Raw genomic sequence first — 15,995 nt, 5'->3', positions numbered from 1 at the left:
TCACTCACTCGCCGTCGGGCGAGACGACGACTCGCTCGCGGGCGGCCTCGACTGCGAGGTCGAACAAATCGTCGGGTTCCGCGGCCTCGACGGCCGACAGCGAGGCGTTCGTCTCGGGGAAACTCGGCGCGACGCGCTCGCAGCCGACGGGGAGCGTCGAGTCGTCGTAGGTGCCGAGGTCGCGGGCGGCCGCGACGATGTCGGTCTTGTCGCGGGTCAAAAGCGGGCGGTGGACGGGGTAGTCGACCGCGGCCTCGGTGACGGCGAGGTTCTCGCCGGTCTGACTCGACTTCTGACCGAGCGACTCGCCGGTCACGATTGAGTGGGCGTGCTCGTCGGTGGCGACCTCGGCGGCGATGGCGAGCATGGCGCGCCGCAGCGAGAGCATCCGGGTGTCATCGACGGACTCCATCAGTCGCTCGACCACGTCGCCGGCGGGGACGACGTGGACTCGCATGTCCGCGTTCGGGGCGCGGCGAGCGATGGTCCGCACCGTCTCGATGGCCCGCGCGCGGTGGTCAGCGCCGCCGTAGTCGCCCAAATCGACGTAGACGGGGACGATTTCGCAGCCCCGGCGCATCAGCTCCCACGTCGCCACCGGCGAGTCGATGCCGCCAGAGACGAGCGAGACGGCCCGCCCCTGCGTTCCGAGCGGGAGGCCGCCGGGGCCGTCGAACCGCCGGACGGAGAGATACGCCGTCTCCTCGCGGCACTCGATGCGGTAGGTCCGGTCGGGGTCGTCGAGGTCCACGGGCGCGCCGGTCGCCTCGACGACGGCGCTCCCGGCCTCGCGTTCGAGGTCGGAACTCGTGAACGCGTGTTGGTCGGCGTCGCCGACGCGGTCGGCGTCGACGGCGAACGCCGCCCCGTCGGGGTGGTCGGACGCGAGACTTCGACAGACCGTGACGATGTCGTCGAGGACGGGGTCGCAGGCGACGCAGGGGCGCGCCCAGACGACGCCCGGCACCTCGGCGCAGGCGGCCGCGACGGCCTCGGCGTCGGCGGCGTCGCGGACGAGCAGGCGGGACCACTCCCGCTCGACGCGGCCCGGGAGCGAGCGGTCGTCGAGGACCGCCTGGAGGTTCGTCCGCAGTCTGGCCTCCATCTTCGCCCGGACGCTCGAACTCTTCGTGCCCACCTCGCCGTAGCCGACGAGGACGACGTGCGCCGTCTGATTCACGGTCGACGTTCTCCGCCGGCACCCTTCAGCGTCTCGTTTCGAGGGGCGTCCGCGCCCGACACGGCACGTCGCTCTCCGCTGCTATTAGTGTTATATATTTGTAAATAGTACAATTTACTGAACCGTAGACAGACGGCGAAACAATATAAACCGCTTAATAGATTTCACGCCGTTTTCGACTCGTACAACCACCGAACGACCCGCCGTCGCGCCCGACGCTTGCCCGACGTTCGCCCGACCCCACTCGATGCTCACTCGATGCCAATGACCGACGAGTTGCCAGCCGACATCGACCTCACAGACCCGCAGTACTATCTCAACCGCGAGCTGAGCGAACTTGAGTTCCAGTCCCGCGTGCTCAACGAAGCGCTCGACGACCGGAACCCGCTTCTCGAACGGGTCCGATTTCTGTCCATCTTCACGAAGAACTTAGACGAGTTCTTCATGAAGCGCGTCGGCGGCCTGAAACAGCAGATAGACGCCGGCGTGACAGAGCGGACGACCGACGGCCGGACGCCCCTCAAGCAGTGGGAGGAGGCCATCGACAAGGCCCGGCCCATGTTCGAGCGACAGGCCGAGTGCTACCGCGAGGAGATTCGCCCGGCGCTCGCCGGGGAGGGCATCCACATCTGTGACTACGACGACCTGACGCCCGACCAGCGGGCGGAGATGCGGGACTACTTCGAACTCTCGGTGCTGCCGACGCTGACGCCCCTGTCGTTCGACCCGGCCCACCCGTTCCCGTTCATCTCGAACCTCTCGCTGTCGCTCGCGGTCGTCACCCGCGACGACGACGGCGACCAGACGTTCACCCGGGTGAAGATTCCGCAGAACCGCCCGCGGCTCGTCGAGGTCGACACCGACGGCGACGAGGTCCGGTACGTCCTCTTGGAGGAGGTCATCCGCGCCAACCTCGACCTGCTGTTCCCGAACGTCGAGGTCGTCGACACCGCGGTGTTCAAGCTGACGCGAAACGCCGAGGTCCGCCGCAACGAGGAGGTCGCGGAGGACCTCATCGACATGATAGAGGAGGTGCTCGAACAGCGCCGCTTCGCCACCGTGGTCCGCCTCGAAATCGAGGCGGACGCGCCCGCGGCCGCGAGGGACCTCCTCGTCGAGCAGTTGGACCTCGACGACCGCGAGGTGTTCGAACTCCGCGGGCCGCTCGACTACCGCGAACTGATGGACCTCACCGACCTCGACCGCCCGGACCTCTCGCTGGAGTCGTGGACACCCCAGCCGCACCCGCGGTTTTCGGACCTCGACGCGGCCGACGCGGGGCTCGGCTCGGGCGCGTCGTCCCCCGAGGCGGCCGGCGACGACGGCGACACCATCTTCGACGCGATTCGCCGCAAAGACGTGCTGTTGCACCATCCGTACCACTCGTTCGGTGACACCGTCCAGCAGTTCCTCGACGCGGCCGCCAACGACCCCGACGTGTTGGCCATCAAGGCCGCCATCTACCGGACGGCCTCGGACTCGCAGGTCATCGAGGCGCTCATCGACGCCGCCGACAACGGCAAACAGGTCGCGGCGATGGTCGAGCTCAAAGCGCGGTTCGACGAGCAGAACAACCTCGAATGGGTCCGTCGCCTCGAAGAGGAGGGCATCCACGTCGCCTACGGAACCATCGGCCTCAAGACGCACACGAAGACCGCGCTCGTCGTCCGCGAGGAGGAAGACGGCGTCCGCCTCTACTCCCACGTCGCCACGGGGAACTACCACTCCGGGACCGCGAAGGGATACGTCGACCTCGGCGTCCTCACCGCCGACCGCGACATCGGGCAGGACCTCGTGAAGGTGTTCAACTTCTTCACCGGCCCCTCGCTCGACGAGGAGTTCCGGAAGCTCCTCATCGCGCCCGTGACGATGCGTAACGAGTTCACGAAGTGCATCCGGCGGGAGGCCGAACACGCCCGCGCCGGTCGCGACGCCCGCATCGTCGCCAAGATGAACGCCCTCGAAGACCCCGGCATCGTCGAGGAACTGTACGAGGCGTCGATGGCCGGCGTCGACATCGACCTGCTCGTCCGCGACATCTGTCGGCTCCGCCCCGGTCTGGAGGGCGTCTCGGAGACCGTCACGGTCCGGAGCGTCGTGGACCGCTTCCTCGAACACTCCCGCATCTTCTACTTCGAGAACGCGGGCGACCCCGACTACTACGTCGGTTCGGCGGACTGGATGACCCGCAACCTCGACAAGCGCGTGGAGGCCATCGCCCCCGTCGAAGACCCCGACATCCGCGAGCAGTTGCGGTTCGTCCTCGAACTCGGCTTCGCGGACAACCGGAAGGCGTGGGAGATGAACGCCGACGGCAGCTACGACCAGCGCGACCCCGGCGACGGCCACGAGATTAGCATGCAGAAGATTCTGATGGACCAGACGCTCGCGGCGTCGAACACGCCCGGCGTCCACCGCGGCATCTCGGCGTCGCATCCCGACGTGCCCGAGACGCTCCTCGTGGAGTCCGACCCGTCCGTGATGGCTCCCAGAGACGAGGCAGAGACGCAGGAAGGTGACGAGGACGAGAGCACCGACCCCGCCGTCGAATCGGGCGCGGGCGCGCCGACGAACGGCGACCCGCGGCACGTCCTCGACGATTTCCCCGAGAAGTGGTACGTGCCGAGCAGTCGGCACTACGAGTACGCGGTTCGGACGCCGGACGGCGACCGCGACTACCGGAAGACGGCCGAGGCGGCCGCGCGACTGGTCGAGAAGTACTACGGCGAGGAGTAGCGTCGTCGCCCGCGCCGGCGACGCGGCGGTCGGTGTTCTGTTTTGGTTTCGACCCGCCGCGAGGCGACGCCTCAGAACGTGCTGAGTTCGCCTTCGATGGTCCGGCGGGTGATGTCGGTCACGTTCGCGAGTTCGCGGTCGATGATGGCGATAACCTCGTCTTCGATGTCAGCGATGGTGACGCCGTCGTCCGTGATGACCTTCGCGTCGGCGACGTGGGGTTCGTCGATGGGGCGACCGATTTGCGAGAGCAGGCGGACCTGGAGGTCGCGGATGCCGTCGACCTCGTCGACGACCGTCTCGGCGATGTGGGTGGAAAGCAGGTTGTAAATCTTCCCGATGTGGTTGACGGGGTTCTTGCCGGAGGTCGCTTCCATGCTCATCGGGCGGTTCGGCGTGATGAGGCCGTTGGCGCGGTTGCCGCGGCCGACGGAGCCGTCGTCGCCCTGCTCGGCGGACGTGCCGGTCGTCGTGAGGTAGATGGAGCCTTCGTCGTAGTCGTCGGCGGTGTTGACCTCGACGTTGACCTCGCGGTCGGTGTAGTCGGTGGCGAGGTCGGAGACGAACTCGCGCACGTCGTCGACGGCGGCGACGTAGTCGTCGATGTCGTCGAGGTGTTTGTCGACCATCGCGGCGGCGACGGTCACGTCGATGACATCGCCCTCGCGTTTGCCCATGAGCTTGATGTCCTGTCCGAGTTCGGGGTGGTCGTCGCCGTAGGCCGGGCCGTTGAGGGCGCGCTCGGCTTCGAGGACGATTCGCTCCGTCTCGGTCAGGGGGGCGTGGCCGACGCCGAAACTCGTGTCGTTGGCCATCGGGACCTGCTGGGTCTCCTCGCCGAACACGTCCTGGAGGTCGCCGGAGCCCTCGCCGAGTTTCACGTCGACGATGATGTCGGTGCCCACGTCGAGCCCGGGGATGTTCTCGTTGAGGTACTCGCGGGCGGCCCGGAGCGCCGTCGAGTCGACGGGAATCTTCTCGCCGTCGTACTCCTTCGTGGCGCGGCCGACGATGAGGAGATAGATGGGCTCGATGACCTCGCCGCCGCCGAAGGCGGGCGCGGCCGTGCCGGCGACGAGCTGGGTCTCGTCGGTGTTGTAGTGCAGCACTTTGCCGACGCGGTCGAGATAGAGGTTCGAGAGGGCGCGGGAGACGCTCTCGGCGATGCCGTCGGAGATGGAGTCGGGGTGCCCGATACCCTTTCGCTCGACGATTTCGACCTCTTGGTCCTCGACCGCGCGCTTGTCGGCGGATTCGAGGCGGATATTTCGGTCGTTCATTGGCGGGACGTACCCGGCGGGCGGTTCTATAACTTGCGGAAACCTTTGGCCACACTCGTATTACCTGAGAGTATGCTCGGGCAGTATCTGCCGAGGTTGCGGACGCCCGCGGGGGTCGATAGTCCGTCTATTCTTCGGGCGACCCGAGCAGCATCCCGAGGTAGGAGGTCCGAATCTGGTCGTCGGGGTCGAGGCCGAGGTCCCGGAGGACGGCGAACGCCCCGTCGCGGGCGTCGTCGACGCCGGACTCGACTTCGATTTCGACCTCCACGAACTCGCCGAGTCCGGACACCGAATCGAGCGAGACGGTGTAGCCGTCGAGGGCGAACCGCTCGCGCTCTTTCTCGACGGTCGCGGCGGGTTCGAAGCCGACCGCCTCGCAGATAGCGTTCATCGTTTCACCGTCTTCGACGCCGGTCTCGTACTCCCGGCGGGTCTTCGACGACTCGTCCACGAGCGGTCCCTTGTAGGTGACGACGGTCTCCTCGTCGGCGAGTTCGCCGCCCTCGTAGCGCGACTCCCGGCGGAGTCGGAGCGCCTCGTCGGTCTCTGCGAAATCCCTGTGCGGGGCGTCGTAGTAGGTGTCCGTCTGGGCGACGCGGTTAACCTGTTCGCCCCCGGCCGCGTCGAGTCGCTCGCGAACCGCGCCGTGGTCCGCGCGGACCTTGACCTCGACTTCGTACATGCACTCACGGGCGCGTCCGGAGGGCAAAAACCTCGGTGACTCGCGCCGGCGACCCCTCAACACTACGGCATTTGTTATCTTTTATCATGAAAGAACCCGTAGTATGACGGGAGTATGAGTCAAGAGACGCCGAACCCGGCTACCGCGGTCGAACAGCGCGCCGGCGAGACCGCCGACTACGACATCACGGGGAACGTCATCCTCACTGCGATGGCAAGCGGCTTCGTCGGGACGGTGTTGATGCTGCCCGTCCTCGTCGGCATCCCCGAACTCCTCGGTCTGTTTACGACCGAGCCGATTACGCGGTTCGCCGGTGTGGGGGCGTTCTTCGGCTACGAACCGACGCTCGCCCTCGGAGCGTTCCTCTTCGGCATCGGCGGGGTCGTCGTCCTCCCGGTGACGTTCGTCGTCGTCGGCGCGTTCCTCCCGCCGGAGTCACCGAAGTACCTCCGCGGCGTGTCGTTCGCGACGCTCTACTGGGTCGGGTTCGTGCCGGCGTTCTGGCCGCCCGCGGACGCGTTCGTCATCGCCTCGTTCCTCGTGTTCTCGCTTCTGGCCCACTGGGTGTACGGCCTCTCGCTCGGCTACCTGCTCGACCTGTTCGCGGATATCCCGCAACACGAAGTCTGACCGAGCGCCATGGCGGGTAGCGGCCGCCGCTACCCGTCCGCCATCACTCGTCGTCGCCCGCGACTTCGCTCGTTTTGCTCCCCGCTTCGCCCTGCGACCGACCGGAACCGCCCGTTCGACGCCGCTTTCCCCGATTGCTCCGAAACAATAATCATCACGAACGTTAATTATCTTATTTGGGTGGTGTTATCAATGGTCACGGAACTCGTACTGACGGCCGCGTTCCCGCTCCAGTCGGGGTTGGTTCCGCGGGGGACCCGCGCGTTCGTCTTCGAGAGCATCTTCGAGGTGTTCCTGCTCTTGGGGACGCTCGTGGGCGTCGTCGTCGTGGGGTATATGCTCTACAACGCGTACAAGTATCGCTCCGGCTCCGGAAACGGCCACATCGACGACGGGGACCGCCTCGTCCTCGGTGAACTCCCGTCGGGGAGCGGCGGGGGCCGAAAGCTGTTCACCTCGTTTTTCATGAGCATGGTCATCGTCGTCTCGCTGGTCTCGTGGACGTATCTGACGCTCCTGTACGTCGAGGAAGGCCCCGCCGACGACGAGTCGCTCGACGTGGCCGTCGAGGGCTACCAGTTCGGCTGGCGCTTTACCTACCCGAACGGCCACACCACCGACGGCGTGCTCCGTGTCCCCGCCGACCGGCCCGTCCGACTGACGATTACCACCGCGGACGTGTTCCACAACTTCGGCGTCACGGAGTTACGCGTCAAATCCGACGCCATCCCCGGTCAGGAGACGGAGACGTGGTTCACCGCCGACGAACCGGGGACGTACACCGCGCAGTGTTACGAACTCTGCGGGGCCGGCCACTCGTATATGTCCGCCGAGGTCGTCGTGATGCCGCCCGACGAGTACGAGGCGTGGTACGCGAACACGACCGCGGACAACGCGACAGCGGACAACGCGACAGCGAACGAGTCGAGCGCCGATGAATCGGTCGCCGCGCAATCGAACCTCCGACCGGCGGTGGTTCCATGACCGACGCGTCTCCCGAACGGGACGCCGCGGCCGACGGCGGCCACGAGGTCGCTCGCGGCGGCGACGACCACGGCCACGACTTCCCCGGCACGGGGAGCATCAAGCGCTGGTTCGTCACGACGAACCACAAGGACGTGGGCATCCTCTACGTCGTCACGTCGCTTTTCTTCCTCGTGCTCGGCGGCGTCCTCGCGTGGCTGATGCGCGTCCAACTGCTCGCTCCGCGCGCGCTCGGCGAGGGGATTCTCTCGCCCGTCGCGTACAATCAGGCCGTCTCGGCCCACGGGCTGTTGATGGTGTTTTGGTTCCTCTCGCCGTTCGCGTTCGGCTTCGCCAACTACGTCGTCCCGCTCCAACTCGGCGCGAAGGACCTCGCGTTCCCGCGGCTCAACGCGCTGTCGTACTGGCTCTATCTCTTTTCGGGCATCCTGTTCGGCGTCTCGTTCTTCCAAGGGGGGACGTTCTCCGGCGGGTGGACGATGTACGCCCCGCTGAACGTCCCGACGTTCACGCCGGACGTGGGGGCGTCGACGGCCGTCTTGGCGCTCGTGCTGTTCGTCGCCTCCGTCACCGTCTCGTCGGTCAACTTCCTGACGACGATGCATCGCATGCGCGCCGAGGGGCTGACGCTCCGGAACGTCCCGCTGTTTAGCTGGACGATTCTCCTGACGGCGTGGATGATGCTGTTCGCCTTCGCGGCGCTTCTGGCGGCGCTTCTGGTGCTCTCGTCGGACCGCCTGCTCGGGACGACCTACTTCGCCATGGAGTCGCCGGCGGGGGCGCTCCTGTGGACCCACCTGTTTTGGTTCTTCGGCCACCCCGAGGTGTACATCGTCTTCTTCCCGGCGCTCGGCGTCATGGCCGAGGTGTTCCAGACGTTCACCGGCCGCCGCATCGTCGGCCGCAAGTGGTTCATCCTCGCGATGGTGCTCGTCGCCATCCAGAGCTTCGCCGTCTGGATGCACCACATGTTCCTGACGAGCATCAACCTCCAGGTGAAGACGCTCTTTATGATTACCACCATCGGCATCTCCCTGCCGTTCGACTTGATGGTGTTCGCGCTCATTTACACGATGCTGAAGGGGAAGATACGCTTCACGACGCCGTTCCTGTTCGTCTTCGGGGCGCTCCTGTTGTTCATCATCGGCGGCATCACCGGCGTCTTCCTCGGCGCGGTCGTCCTCGACTACGAGTTCCGCGGCACCTACTGGGTCGTCGCCCACTTCCACTACGTGATGGTCGGCGGGGTGACGGCGCTCGTCGGCGGCCTCTACTACTGGTTCCCGAAGATGACCGGCCGGATGTACGACGAGTTCCTCGGCAAACTCCACTTCGCCGTCTACTTCGTCGGCTTCAATCTGCTGTACTTCCCGCTTTTCGTCGCGTGGGAGACGCCCCGGCGCGTGTTCGACTACGCGCCCGAACTCGCGCCGTGGCACCAGCTCGCCACCGTCGGCGGGTTCGTCCTCGGGCTGTCGTTTCTCATCATGTTCTACAACCTGTTCAAGAGCGCCTTCGCCGGCGACCCCGCGCCAGACAACCCGTGGGAGTACGCGACGACGGCCGAGTGGGCCGTCCCGTCGCCGCCGCCGCTGGAGAACTTCGACGGGACGCCGACCTACCGAAACGGACACCTCGAATTCCTCGACGCCGGCGAGGCCGCGCCGAGCGAGGACCGCTCTAGCGGGCCGACCGGCGCGGCCGTCTCCGACGGCGGCGTCACCGCGTCGGCAACGACGGCGGTCTCGTCCGCGCTCCCGACCGCCGAAGCGACCGAAGTCGAGGGGCCGAGCCACGCGAGCATCTGGCCGTTCGTCCTCTCCGCCGGCGCGTTCCTCGTCCTCCTCGGCCTCTCGCCGCTTCAGGACGCCGCGTTCCCCGCGGGGATGGTCGGGGCCGCCTACGCGACGACGGCCGTCGCGGGCGGCGTCGTCACCCTGGGGTCGCTCGTCGCCATGGGGCTCGAACCGTTCCACGGCCCGGTCTTCGAGGAGGGCGAGGCGTGGCCCTTCGCCGGCATCGACAACGGCAAGGTCGGGATGTGGATATTCCTCGCGTCCGACGTGGTGCTGTTCGGGGGCTTCATCGGGGCGTACGTGTTCACCCGCGTCGCCTTCGGCTGGACCGGCTGGGAGCCGATTCCGTCCGACCCGATTCCCGGACTCGTGAACACGTACATCCTGCTCACGAGCAGTTTCACGGTCGTCCTCGCGCTCGTCGCGGCCGAGAAGCGACACAAGTGGGGCCTCGTGACGAGTCTCGGGGCGACGTTCGTCCTCGGCATCGGCTTCCTCGTCAACAAGGGGCTGGAGTGGCAGCACCTGTTCCACGAGGGGCTGTGGCTCTCGACGAACGTCCGCGCCTCGACGTTCTTCCTCACGACCGGCCTGCACGCGGCCCACGTCATCGCGGGACTCGTCATCGCGCTGTACCTGACCGCGCGCGCCTGGCGGGGCGCGTACCTCGAAGACAGCCGCTCGGTGGAGTACTTCGGCCTCTACTGGCACTTCGTCGACATCGTCTGGCTGTTCCTGTTCCCGCTGTTCTACATCCTGTGAGGTGACAAAGATGGTATCAACGAAACTCTATACGGCGATTTACGTGGTGTTGTTCGTCTCGGCGACCGTCCAGGTGCTGGTCGAGTTCGCCGGGCTGAGTTACTGGCTGGCCTTCGGCGTCATCATGGTTCTGTCGGCCGCGAAGGCGGTGTTGGTCGCGGCGTACTTCCAGCACCTCCGGTTCGAGCCGCGGTCGCTGACGTATCTGGTCGGCATCGGCCTCGCGGCCGCGCTGGCGCTCACGCTCGCGGCGTCGTACTCGCTCCTCTGACCGTGCGAGCCGACTCCCATCCCCGCTGGCGCTCCCGCGAAACCCTCGTCGCGGTCGGCTACGCGCTCCTGTTTTCGGTCCCCGTCGGCGTCGGCGTGACCGTCATGATGACCCGCGTCGCCCCCGGCAGGCTCACAGACCCGCTCGTCGTCGGTCCGGGTCTCGTGCTCGCGGTGGCCGTCTTCGCGCTCGTCGTCGCCGCCGCGACGACCGGCGAGAACGCGGCCTAACTGGAACGTTGTTCGTCCCCTTCTGAGGCCCTGTGAATCCGTTAGAAACTGACAGAATCCGTGTGAGGCGGGAGGGTGTATCCAGCGAAGTATCTGGGATAACGGCGAGCGTCACGAGAGATGGTTCGGCCGGTAAGTAGGGTAGCGCCAACCCGAACGACCGGTCTCCGGTCCCGTGGAGAAGATTCATTGCTTCGTCGTCCGTGACCGCAATCTGTGTCTGAACAGCCCTCCAACACCGAACCGTCTCTTGGACTGGTCGTCCAGACCATCTTTGTTCTCGCGGTGGTAATCGGCATCCCCTCGGTGTTTGCGCTCGGCGGACGGCTCCGCTTTCTCGCCCTCGCGGCTGTCAGCATCTTGCTGCTCGCGGGCTTCCTCGTCGTCGGTTACCGTCACGCACGCCGACGGAAGTCCCTGCACCAACATGTCGCGTTCTTGGTGGTCTGGTTCGGCGGCATCGTTCTGGCGGACCGCCTTGCTCGCGTGGCGAGCGGTCGCCTCCCGGAGCCGGGTCCCTACCTCGTGGCGGTGGGCGTCACCCTCGGCGCGCTCTGGCTCGGTTCGCGACTCGCCTACGGTGGCGCACTCACGCAAGCGCTGTTTGGCTCCGACTGAGACCTCACGGTAGGCGGGTACGGGTCAGTCGAGGTGGAATCGCTCGCAACGTCTCACTTCGTGCCGTATTCGCGCACTCCATTCAGTCCGACCGCAGAACCCCATCCGTAACTGAGGGCTTCAACAGCGTCTTTCTTTCCGCCGCCGCACTCGCACGTACCTTCTTTGACTTCGGTGTGGTAACGGTACGCATGAATCGGACTACTGTCGCCCTCGTGGCCGCCTTCGGGGCCGTCGTCCTCGGACTCGCGATCCTCCTCGTCTCGGAGGCCGTCGGCGCGAGCGAATCGTTCGTCGTGGTCGGCGGCGTCGTCGCGCTGGCGGGCGTCGGCGTGCTCACCGGCGTCGTGATGCGTCTGTCTGACCCCGGCGAAGGCGAACACGGCGGCGACCACGCCTGAGCCTGAGCCCCGTCCGCACTCCTCTCACAGGCTAAAACCGACGACCGCGAGCAGGAACAGCGCCGTGAAGACCACGCCGAGCGCGCCGGCGACCTTCAGGTGATAGACGAACAGGTCTTCGGCTTCGGCCTCGACAGCGGCCTCGTACGCCGCGGTTTCGCCGTCGCTCAGGTCCTCGTGCGCGTCACCGACGTGGAGGTCACGGAGTCGCTCCCGGCGGAACGGGCGGTCGCAGTACGGACACGTCGCCGCCGCGGTCTCGCCGTCGGAGACGGCGGTTTCGGGGACGACGACGGATGCTTCGCGGCTCATCCCGTGACTCGCTCTGCGACTCATCCGGCGACACCTCCGACCGTCGGTTGGGCGACGACCCACAGGCTCGCCATCGTGTAGCCGACCGTGACGGCGACGAAGGGGTACTCGCTCCGGAGCGGTTGCAGGCGACCCGGAAAGAGGTCGAACGCGCGGGCGTGGGCGACCCACACCGAAAGCAGGTGGCCGAGGACGACGAACGCCAACTGGAGGCCGCCGAACCACGCCGGAACGGCCAGCACCGAGGGGTTCGCGGGCGGCGACAGCGGCGAGGCCGCGACCGCGACCAGCGCGGGCGCGAGGCCGACGACGTAGCCGAGGAAGTGCGCGAGGTGGTAGCCGGCGGCGATGGGGACCAACGCGGGCGCGAACCAGCCGGCGACGAAGCCGACGGTCACGTACGTGTCCGCGGTTCCGCGGGCGATTCTCGCGGCCAGTCGGTAGCCGCCGAGGAAGACGAGAAAGCCCGCGACGATTCCGACGAGGTTCGCGAGCCACGCGGGGACCGGAGCCGCGGCGGCGAGGACGCCCCCCCACGCGACGGTGACGACGAGGCCGTCGAACGTCGTCACCCAGAGGAGCGCGACGACGAACGCCACGTCGTCGGCGCCGAGTCGCTCGCGGCTGCGTGTCAGCCCCGCGCCGGGAACCGAAATCGAGAGGCCGCCGCCGTCGCCCCGCCGGACCGGCGCGAGCAGGCCGTACAATCGGAACACCCGCGCGACGGGGTCGGCGCGGCGGAACCACGCGTCGCCGTAGACGACCGCGCCGCCGACGGTGACGAGGCTGTACGCGACGACCACGACGGCGAGCGCCCGCGGGTTCGCCGCGAGCGGACTGACGACCTCCAGCCAGACGAGTCCGAGCAGACCGGCGACGCTGGGCCACGACCCGAGTCGGTCGGGGTAGGGTCGCGATAGCCTCCCTCCCGCCGCGAATCGACCCCGAAGCGCCGCGCCGAGCGTCCGCCACGGATTCACCAGCGGCCACGCGTTCCCGACGAGGTAGGTGACCATCGTGAACCCGGCCCACCAGCCGACCCACACGAGCAGGACGCCGAGGTTGGCGATGCCGACGGGCGGCCCGAACAGCCCGAAGGCGACGACGAGGACGAGCGCGGCGACGCCGAGGAGCTTGAGCGCGGCCTCCGCGGTTGCGACGGCTCCGGCGAGCCCTCCGATACGGACGCCCGCGCGCTCGAAGGCGTCCAGCGTCTCGTCGTCGGTGACGAACGCCGACAGCAGAAAGGAGACGCAGACGACGCCGCCGCCGGAGACGACGACGAGCCAGAACGGGGCCGGGACCGAGCGGAGCGACCCGGCCAGCGAGCCGGCGTGCGCGAGCGCCGAAGTCGAAAAAGTGACCGAGGCGACCGCGAACGTGGCGAACCAGACTGCACCGCGCCGAACCGCGGAACCGACCATGCTTCCGGCGCGTCGGCTCATCGCCGCGCCCGCGCCGCCAGCGACGGTCCGAACGCGAGCAGGGCCACGGCGACGACGAACACCAGCGTCGAGATGTCGACCGAGAGCGCCCGGAGCGCGCTCACGACGCCCGTGCCCCCGGCCGCGCCCGCGGTGAGGCCGCCGACGAGCGGGACGGTACAGCCGACACAGGAGACGAGTCCGAGCGCTCCCGAGAGCGCGCGCCTCGCCGCGTCGAGGACGGCGGCGTAGACGAGGTACGCGAGCGCGAGGGAGCCGGCGACGCGGTACGGGACGAACGTCGCGGAGACGGCGTCGCCGGCGTAGCCCACTCGCGGCCCCCAGCCCGGCGCGGCGAGCGAGAACTGCCAGCCGGTCGGATAGTGCGCGGCGGCGTGCCCGTGGCTCCCGCCGAAAAGCGCGACGAAGTCCACGGACACCAACCCGGCCAGCGCCGCGAGGACGAGGAAGTACGCGGCGGCGACCGCGCCGGCGACGACTCGCGCCCGGGCGCTCGCCCGCGGTGGCTCGGTCCAGAGGACGGCCGCCGCGCCGACGGTTATCCAGACGAACGGATAGAACAGGTACCGGAGGCTCTCGACGCGCTCCGGCGCGGCGGAGAGGTACGCCCCGACGGCGAGCGCCTCGACCCAGCAGAGCGCCGCGAGCCACCACAGCCGCGGCGCGTGCCGTGGGTCGAGTCGCCCCGCGTACGAGGTCGCCATCTCAGAGGAGGCCCACCAACCTGAGCGCGACGCCGACGACGAACAGCAGGCCGAGCACCCACGACCCGAGAAGCGCCGCCTGCGACCGCTCCAGCCCGCGCCCCCGCGCGGCGTGGTACGTCCCGTAGAACAGGTACGTGACCACGACGGTGAGCGTCCCGGCGACGAGCACCGGCCCCGCGGCGTCCGACACGCCCTCGGGGATGGTGCTGCCGCCGACGAACAGCACCGCAACCGCGCCGAAGCCGAGCGCCGCGAGGAGGAAGACGAGCGACAGCACCGTCGGGTCGTCGGCCCAGCGGCGCGCGGCGGTCCCGCTCCCGCGCTCGCGCTCGCTTTCGTCCGCGTTCCCCGACGATCCGCCACCGGTCGGCGTCGGAACGCTCGTGACGGAGTACTGTCGCCAACCGCGTCCGGTCAGAAACACGGTGAGCGCCAGCAGTGCGACGCCGAGGACGAACCCGAGGAACAAGCCAGTTTGTGCCATGTGAACACGCCTCGTTTTCTATAACTATCGACAATGATATAAGCGATTCGACCCCGCAGCGGCCCTCGGGGTCGAGTTCCCGGTCGTCGGCCGCCTCGAACGCGTCGCGACGGCGAAACGTGATTCTTAAGGGTCGCACGAGTCACGTAGCGTGTATGAGCGACGAACAGCAGGCGGAGGCCGAGCAGGTCGATGAAGAGGTCGAGTCCGGTATTCAGGACGGCGACTTCGTCCGCCTCGCGTACACGGTGCGAACGATCGAGGACGGCGACGTCGTCGACACGACGGACAAAGAAGTGGCCGAAGAGGCCGAGATCGACGTCGAGGGCTACGAGTTCGAGCCCCGCGTCGTCATCGTCGGTGCCGGCCACGTCTTCCCCGAGGTCGACGAGGCTCTCATCGGTGCCGAGGCGGGCGACGAGGACACCGTCGAGATTCCGGCGGTCGACGCCTTCGGCGAGTACGACGAGGACGAAGTGCGCACGGTCAGTGCCAACAAAATCGACGAGGACGACCGCTACCCCGGCGCGCAGGTCACTATCGACGGCGACCAGGGCCGTCTGGAGACCATCATCGGCGGTCGCGCCCGCGTCAACTTCAACCACCCCCTCGCCGGCGAGGACCTCGAATACGAGTACGAAGTGCTCGAACTCGTCGACGACCGCGAGGAGCAGGCCTCCGGCCTCCTCGGCATGTACCTCCAGCAGGCCCCCGAAGTCTGGATTCAGACGGACGAGGTCGAAGAGGAGCAGGTCGTCGAGTCCGACGACGACGAGGACGAAGACGCCGAACCCGAGACGGAGACCGTCACCGTCGAGAAGGACACGCTCTACATCGAGGCGACGCCGCAGATGACGATGAACCAGCAGTGGATGTTCTCCAAGCAGCAGATTGCGCAGGACATCATGCAGCGGCTGGACATCGACCGCGTCATCGTCCAGGAGACCATCGAGGGCGGCATGGGCGGCATGGGCGGCCTCGGCGGCATGATGGGCGGCGCGGGCGGCGCCGACATCGAAGAGGCAATCGAGGACGTCGACATCGACGCCGACGAACTCGCCGCGGAACTCGACGCCGACGAAGAGTAAGCGACTCCGCCGCCCTCGCCGTCCCGGCGAATCGGCGGCTTCTTGATACTCGCCTTCCGACCGCCTCGTAGCCATGGCTTCGCCAGACGACGCCGCGACGGACCAGTTCCGCGACCTCACAGACGTGAAAGTCGCGCTCGTCGCCGGGGTCTGCACCGTCGCACTGACGCTCTCGCTCGAATACGGCGCCGGTATCGAGGTGCCGTTCGTCTACCGCCTCTCGCCGCTCGCACCGTACTTCGCCTACGTCTTCTCCCGCGGCGCGGCGCTGTCCGCCCGAACGTGGATGGCGCTCATTGCGGTCGTCACGCTCGGCACGTTCGGCTTCTTCGTGTTCTAACCGCCCGCCGTCCGGCCTGATTTGACCCGGCTTGACCCGGCCCGAC

At 67.7% G+C, this 15,995-nt stretch carries 17 protein-coding genes; 10 read left to right on the top strand and 7 right to left on the bottom strand.

The annotated features are described in order from the left end of the window. Nucleotides 1-4 precede the first annotated feature (4 nt). The gene (gene thiI, locus DEQ67_RS08280; RefSeq protein WP_115859780.1) at nucleotides 5-1,180 is read right to left on the bottom strand and encodes a tRNA uracil 4-sulfurtransferase ThiI; all 1,176 of its coding nucleotides are present in this window, start codon (nucleotides 1,178-1,180) and stop codon (nucleotides 5-7) included. Nucleotides 1,181-1,444: 264 nt separating this feature from the next. On the opposite strand from thiI, the gene ppk1 reads away from it, so the two are divergent. After that, nucleotides 1,445-3,916: a polyphosphate kinase 1 gene (gene ppk1 / locus DEQ67_RS08275; protein ID WP_115891229.1), complete on the top strand. Its 2,472-nt coding sequence runs from the start codon at nucleotides 1,445-1,447 to the stop codon at nucleotides 3,914-3,916. 71 nt (nucleotides 3,917-3,987) lie between these two features. Here ppk1 and DEQ67_RS08270 read toward each other — a convergent pair whose 3' ends face one another. Beyond that, the gene (locus tag DEQ67_RS08270) at nucleotides 3,988-5,196 is read right to left on the bottom strand and encodes a methionine adenosyltransferase (RefSeq protein ID WP_115802666.1); all 1,209 of its coding nucleotides are present in this window, start codon (nucleotides 5,194-5,196) and stop codon (nucleotides 3,988-3,990) included. Nucleotides 5,197-5,323: 127 nt separating this feature from the next. Beyond that, the gene (gene cyaB, locus DEQ67_RS08265; RefSeq protein WP_006600237.1) at nucleotides 5,324-5,881 is read right to left on the bottom strand and encodes a class IV adenylate cyclase; all 558 of its coding nucleotides are present in this window, start codon (nucleotides 5,879-5,881) and stop codon (nucleotides 5,324-5,326) included. Between the two features lie 114 nt (nucleotides 5,882-5,995). Between cyaB and DEQ67_RS08260 the strand changes: the two genes are divergently transcribed. The 7 genes from DEQ67_RS08260 to DEQ67_RS08230 all read left to right on the top strand — a co-directional run bounded on the left by DEQ67_RS08260 (nucleotide 5,996) and on the right by DEQ67_RS08230 (nucleotide 11,573). Beyond that, nucleotides 5,996-6,511, top strand: a complete 516-nt coding sequence (locus DEQ67_RS08260; RefSeq protein ID WP_115859786.1) for a DUF6789 family protein — start codon at nucleotides 5,996-5,998, stop codon at nucleotides 6,509-6,511. Between the two features lie 192 nt (nucleotides 6,512-6,703). Further along, complete coding sequence (gene coxB / locus DEQ67_RS08255) at nucleotides 6,704-7,495, top strand: cytochrome c oxidase subunit II (RefSeq protein ID WP_115859788.1); 792 nt, start codon at nucleotides 6,704-6,706, stop codon at nucleotides 7,493-7,495. Continuing rightward, nucleotides 7,492-10,053 carry a cbb3-type cytochrome c oxidase subunit I gene (locus tag DEQ67_RS08250; RefSeq protein ID WP_115891230.1) on the top strand — a complete coding sequence of 854 codons (2,562 nt, stop codon included), beginning with the start codon at nucleotides 7,492-7,494 and terminating at the stop codon, nucleotides 10,051-10,053. Before coxB ends, DEQ67_RS08250 begins: the two co-directional genes overlap by 4 nt. Nucleotides 10,054-10,063: 10 nt before the next feature. Then, the gene (locus tag DEQ67_RS08245) at nucleotides 10,064-10,324 is read left to right on the top strand and encodes a cytochrome C oxidase subunit IV family protein (RefSeq protein ID WP_049913451.1); all 261 of its coding nucleotides are present in this window, start codon (nucleotides 10,064-10,066) and stop codon (nucleotides 10,322-10,324) included. Continuing rightward, nucleotides 10,321-10,554, top strand: coding sequence for a hypothetical protein (locus DEQ67_RS08240; RefSeq protein ID WP_049896063.1), 234 nt, complete (start codon nucleotides 10,321-10,323; stop codon nucleotides 10,552-10,554). Before DEQ67_RS08245 ends, DEQ67_RS08240 begins: the two co-directional genes overlap by 4 nt. Before the next feature lie 216 nt (nucleotides 10,555-10,770). Further along, nucleotides 10,771-11,172: a hypothetical protein gene (locus DEQ67_RS08235; RefSeq protein WP_004041533.1), complete on the top strand. Its 402-nt coding sequence runs from the start codon at nucleotides 10,771-10,773 to the stop codon at nucleotides 11,170-11,172. A 191-nt stretch (nucleotides 11,173-11,363) separates the two neighbouring features. Then, a complete protein-coding gene (locus DEQ67_RS08230; protein WP_115891231.1) occupies nucleotides 11,364-11,573 on the top strand; it encodes a hypothetical protein in 210 nt (69 codons plus the stop codon). Nucleotides 11,574-11,597: 24 nt separating this feature from the next. Here DEQ67_RS08230 and DEQ67_RS08225 read toward each other — a convergent pair whose 3' ends face one another. Genes DEQ67_RS08225 through DEQ67_RS08210 form a run of 4 tightly spaced genes read right to left on the bottom strand, consistent with a single transcriptional unit; the run spans nucleotide 11,598 to nucleotide 14,521 of the window. Then, entirely contained in the window at nucleotides 11,598-11,885 is a 288-nt protein-coding gene (locus tag DEQ67_RS08225) for a DUF7410 domain-containing protein (RefSeq protein ID WP_115891232.1), read from the bottom strand. Between the two features lie 20 nt (nucleotides 11,886-11,905). Beyond that, complete coding sequence (locus DEQ67_RS08220; RefSeq protein ID WP_115891233.1) at nucleotides 11,906-13,330, bottom strand: hypothetical protein; 1,425 nt, start codon at nucleotides 13,328-13,330, stop codon at nucleotides 11,906-11,908. Then, nucleotides 13,327-14,034, bottom strand: coding sequence for a DUF7546 family protein (locus DEQ67_RS08215; protein ID WP_115802660.1), 708 nt, complete (start codon nucleotides 14,032-14,034; stop codon nucleotides 13,327-13,329). The genes DEQ67_RS08220 and DEQ67_RS08215 overlap by 4 nt, the downstream gene beginning before the upstream one ends. Nucleotide 14,035: 1 nt before the next feature. Then, nucleotides 14,036-14,521: a hypothetical protein gene (locus DEQ67_RS08210; RefSeq protein WP_115891234.1), complete on the bottom strand. Its 486-nt coding sequence runs from the start codon at nucleotides 14,519-14,521 to the stop codon at nucleotides 14,036-14,038. A 155-nt stretch (nucleotides 14,522-14,676) separates the two neighbouring features. On the opposite strand from DEQ67_RS08210, the gene DEQ67_RS08205 reads away from it, so the two are divergent. Together DEQ67_RS08205 and DEQ67_RS08200 are read left to right on the top strand one after the other, a co-directional pair. Further along, a complete protein-coding gene (locus tag DEQ67_RS08205; protein ID WP_115802658.1) occupies nucleotides 14,677-15,609 on the top strand; it encodes an FKBP-type peptidyl-prolyl cis-trans isomerase in 933 nt (310 codons plus the stop codon). 73 nt (nucleotides 15,610-15,682) lie between these two features. Next, nucleotides 15,683-15,949 (top strand): hypothetical protein, encoded by a 267-nt coding sequence (locus tag DEQ67_RS08200; RefSeq protein WP_004041526.1) that lies wholly within the window; start codon nucleotides 15,683-15,685, stop codon nucleotides 15,947-15,949. Nucleotides 15,950-15,995: the final 46 nt, after the last annotated feature.

It is taken from the genome of Haloferax sp. Atlit-48N (assembly GCF_003383015.2).
In the GTDB taxonomy this organism is placed as follows: Archaea; Halobacteriota; Halobacteria; order Halobacteriales; family Haloferacaceae; genus Haloferax; species Haloferax volcanii.
Note: the sequence above shows the minus strand (reverse complement) of the source record. Positions and strands in the feature narration are given on the sequence as shown.

Coding starts and splice junctions, on each gene's coding strand:
- cyaB (WP_006600237.1), bottom strand. CDS start 5,881: ATGTACGAAGTCGAGGTCAAGGTCCGCGCGGACCACGGCGCGGTTCGC.
- DEQ67_RS08210 (WP_115891234.1), bottom strand. CDS start 14,521: ATGGCACAAACTGGCTTGTTCCTCGGGTTCGTCCTCGGCGTCGCACTG.
- DEQ67_RS08270 (WP_115802666.1), bottom strand. CDS start 5,196: ATGAACGACCGAAATATCCGCCTCGAATCCGCCGACAAGCGCGCGGTC.
- DEQ67_RS08230 (WP_115891231.1), top strand. CDS start 11,364: ATGAATCGGACTACTGTCGCCCTCGTGGCCGCCTTCGGGGCCGTCGTC.
- DEQ67_RS08225 (WP_115891232.1), bottom strand. CDS start 11,885: ATGAGCCGCGAAGCATCCGTCGTCGTCCCCGAAACCGCCGTCTCCGAC.
- DEQ67_RS08220 (WP_115891233.1), bottom strand. CDS start 13,330: ATGAGCCGACGCGCCGGAAGCATGGTCGGTTCCGCGGTTCGGCGCGGT.
- DEQ67_RS08250 (WP_115891230.1), top strand. CDS start 7,492: ATGACCGACGCGTCTCCCGAACGGGACGCCGCGGCCGACGGCGGCCAC.
- DEQ67_RS08260 (WP_115859786.1), top strand. CDS start 5,996: ATGAGTCAAGAGACGCCGAACCCGGCTACCGCGGTCGAACAGCGCGCC.
- DEQ67_RS08245 (WP_049913451.1), top strand. CDS start 10,064: ATGGTATCAACGAAACTCTATACGGCGATTTACGTGGTGTTGTTCGTC.
- DEQ67_RS08200 (WP_004041526.1), top strand. CDS start 15,683: ATGGCTTCGCCAGACGACGCCGCGACGGACCAGTTCCGCGACCTCACA.
- DEQ67_RS08205 (WP_115802658.1), top strand. CDS start 14,677: ATGAGCGACGAACAGCAGGCGGAGGCCGAGCAGGTCGATGAAGAGGTC.
- coxB (WP_115859788.1), top strand. CDS start 6,704: ATGGTCACGGAACTCGTACTGACGGCCGCGTTCCCGCTCCAGTCGGGG.
- ppk1 (WP_115891229.1), top strand. CDS start 1,445: ATGACCGACGAGTTGCCAGCCGACATCGACCTCACAGACCCGCAGTAC.
- DEQ67_RS08215 (WP_115802660.1), bottom strand. CDS start 14,034: ATGGCGACCTCGTACGCGGGGCGACTCGACCCACGGCACGCGCCGCGG.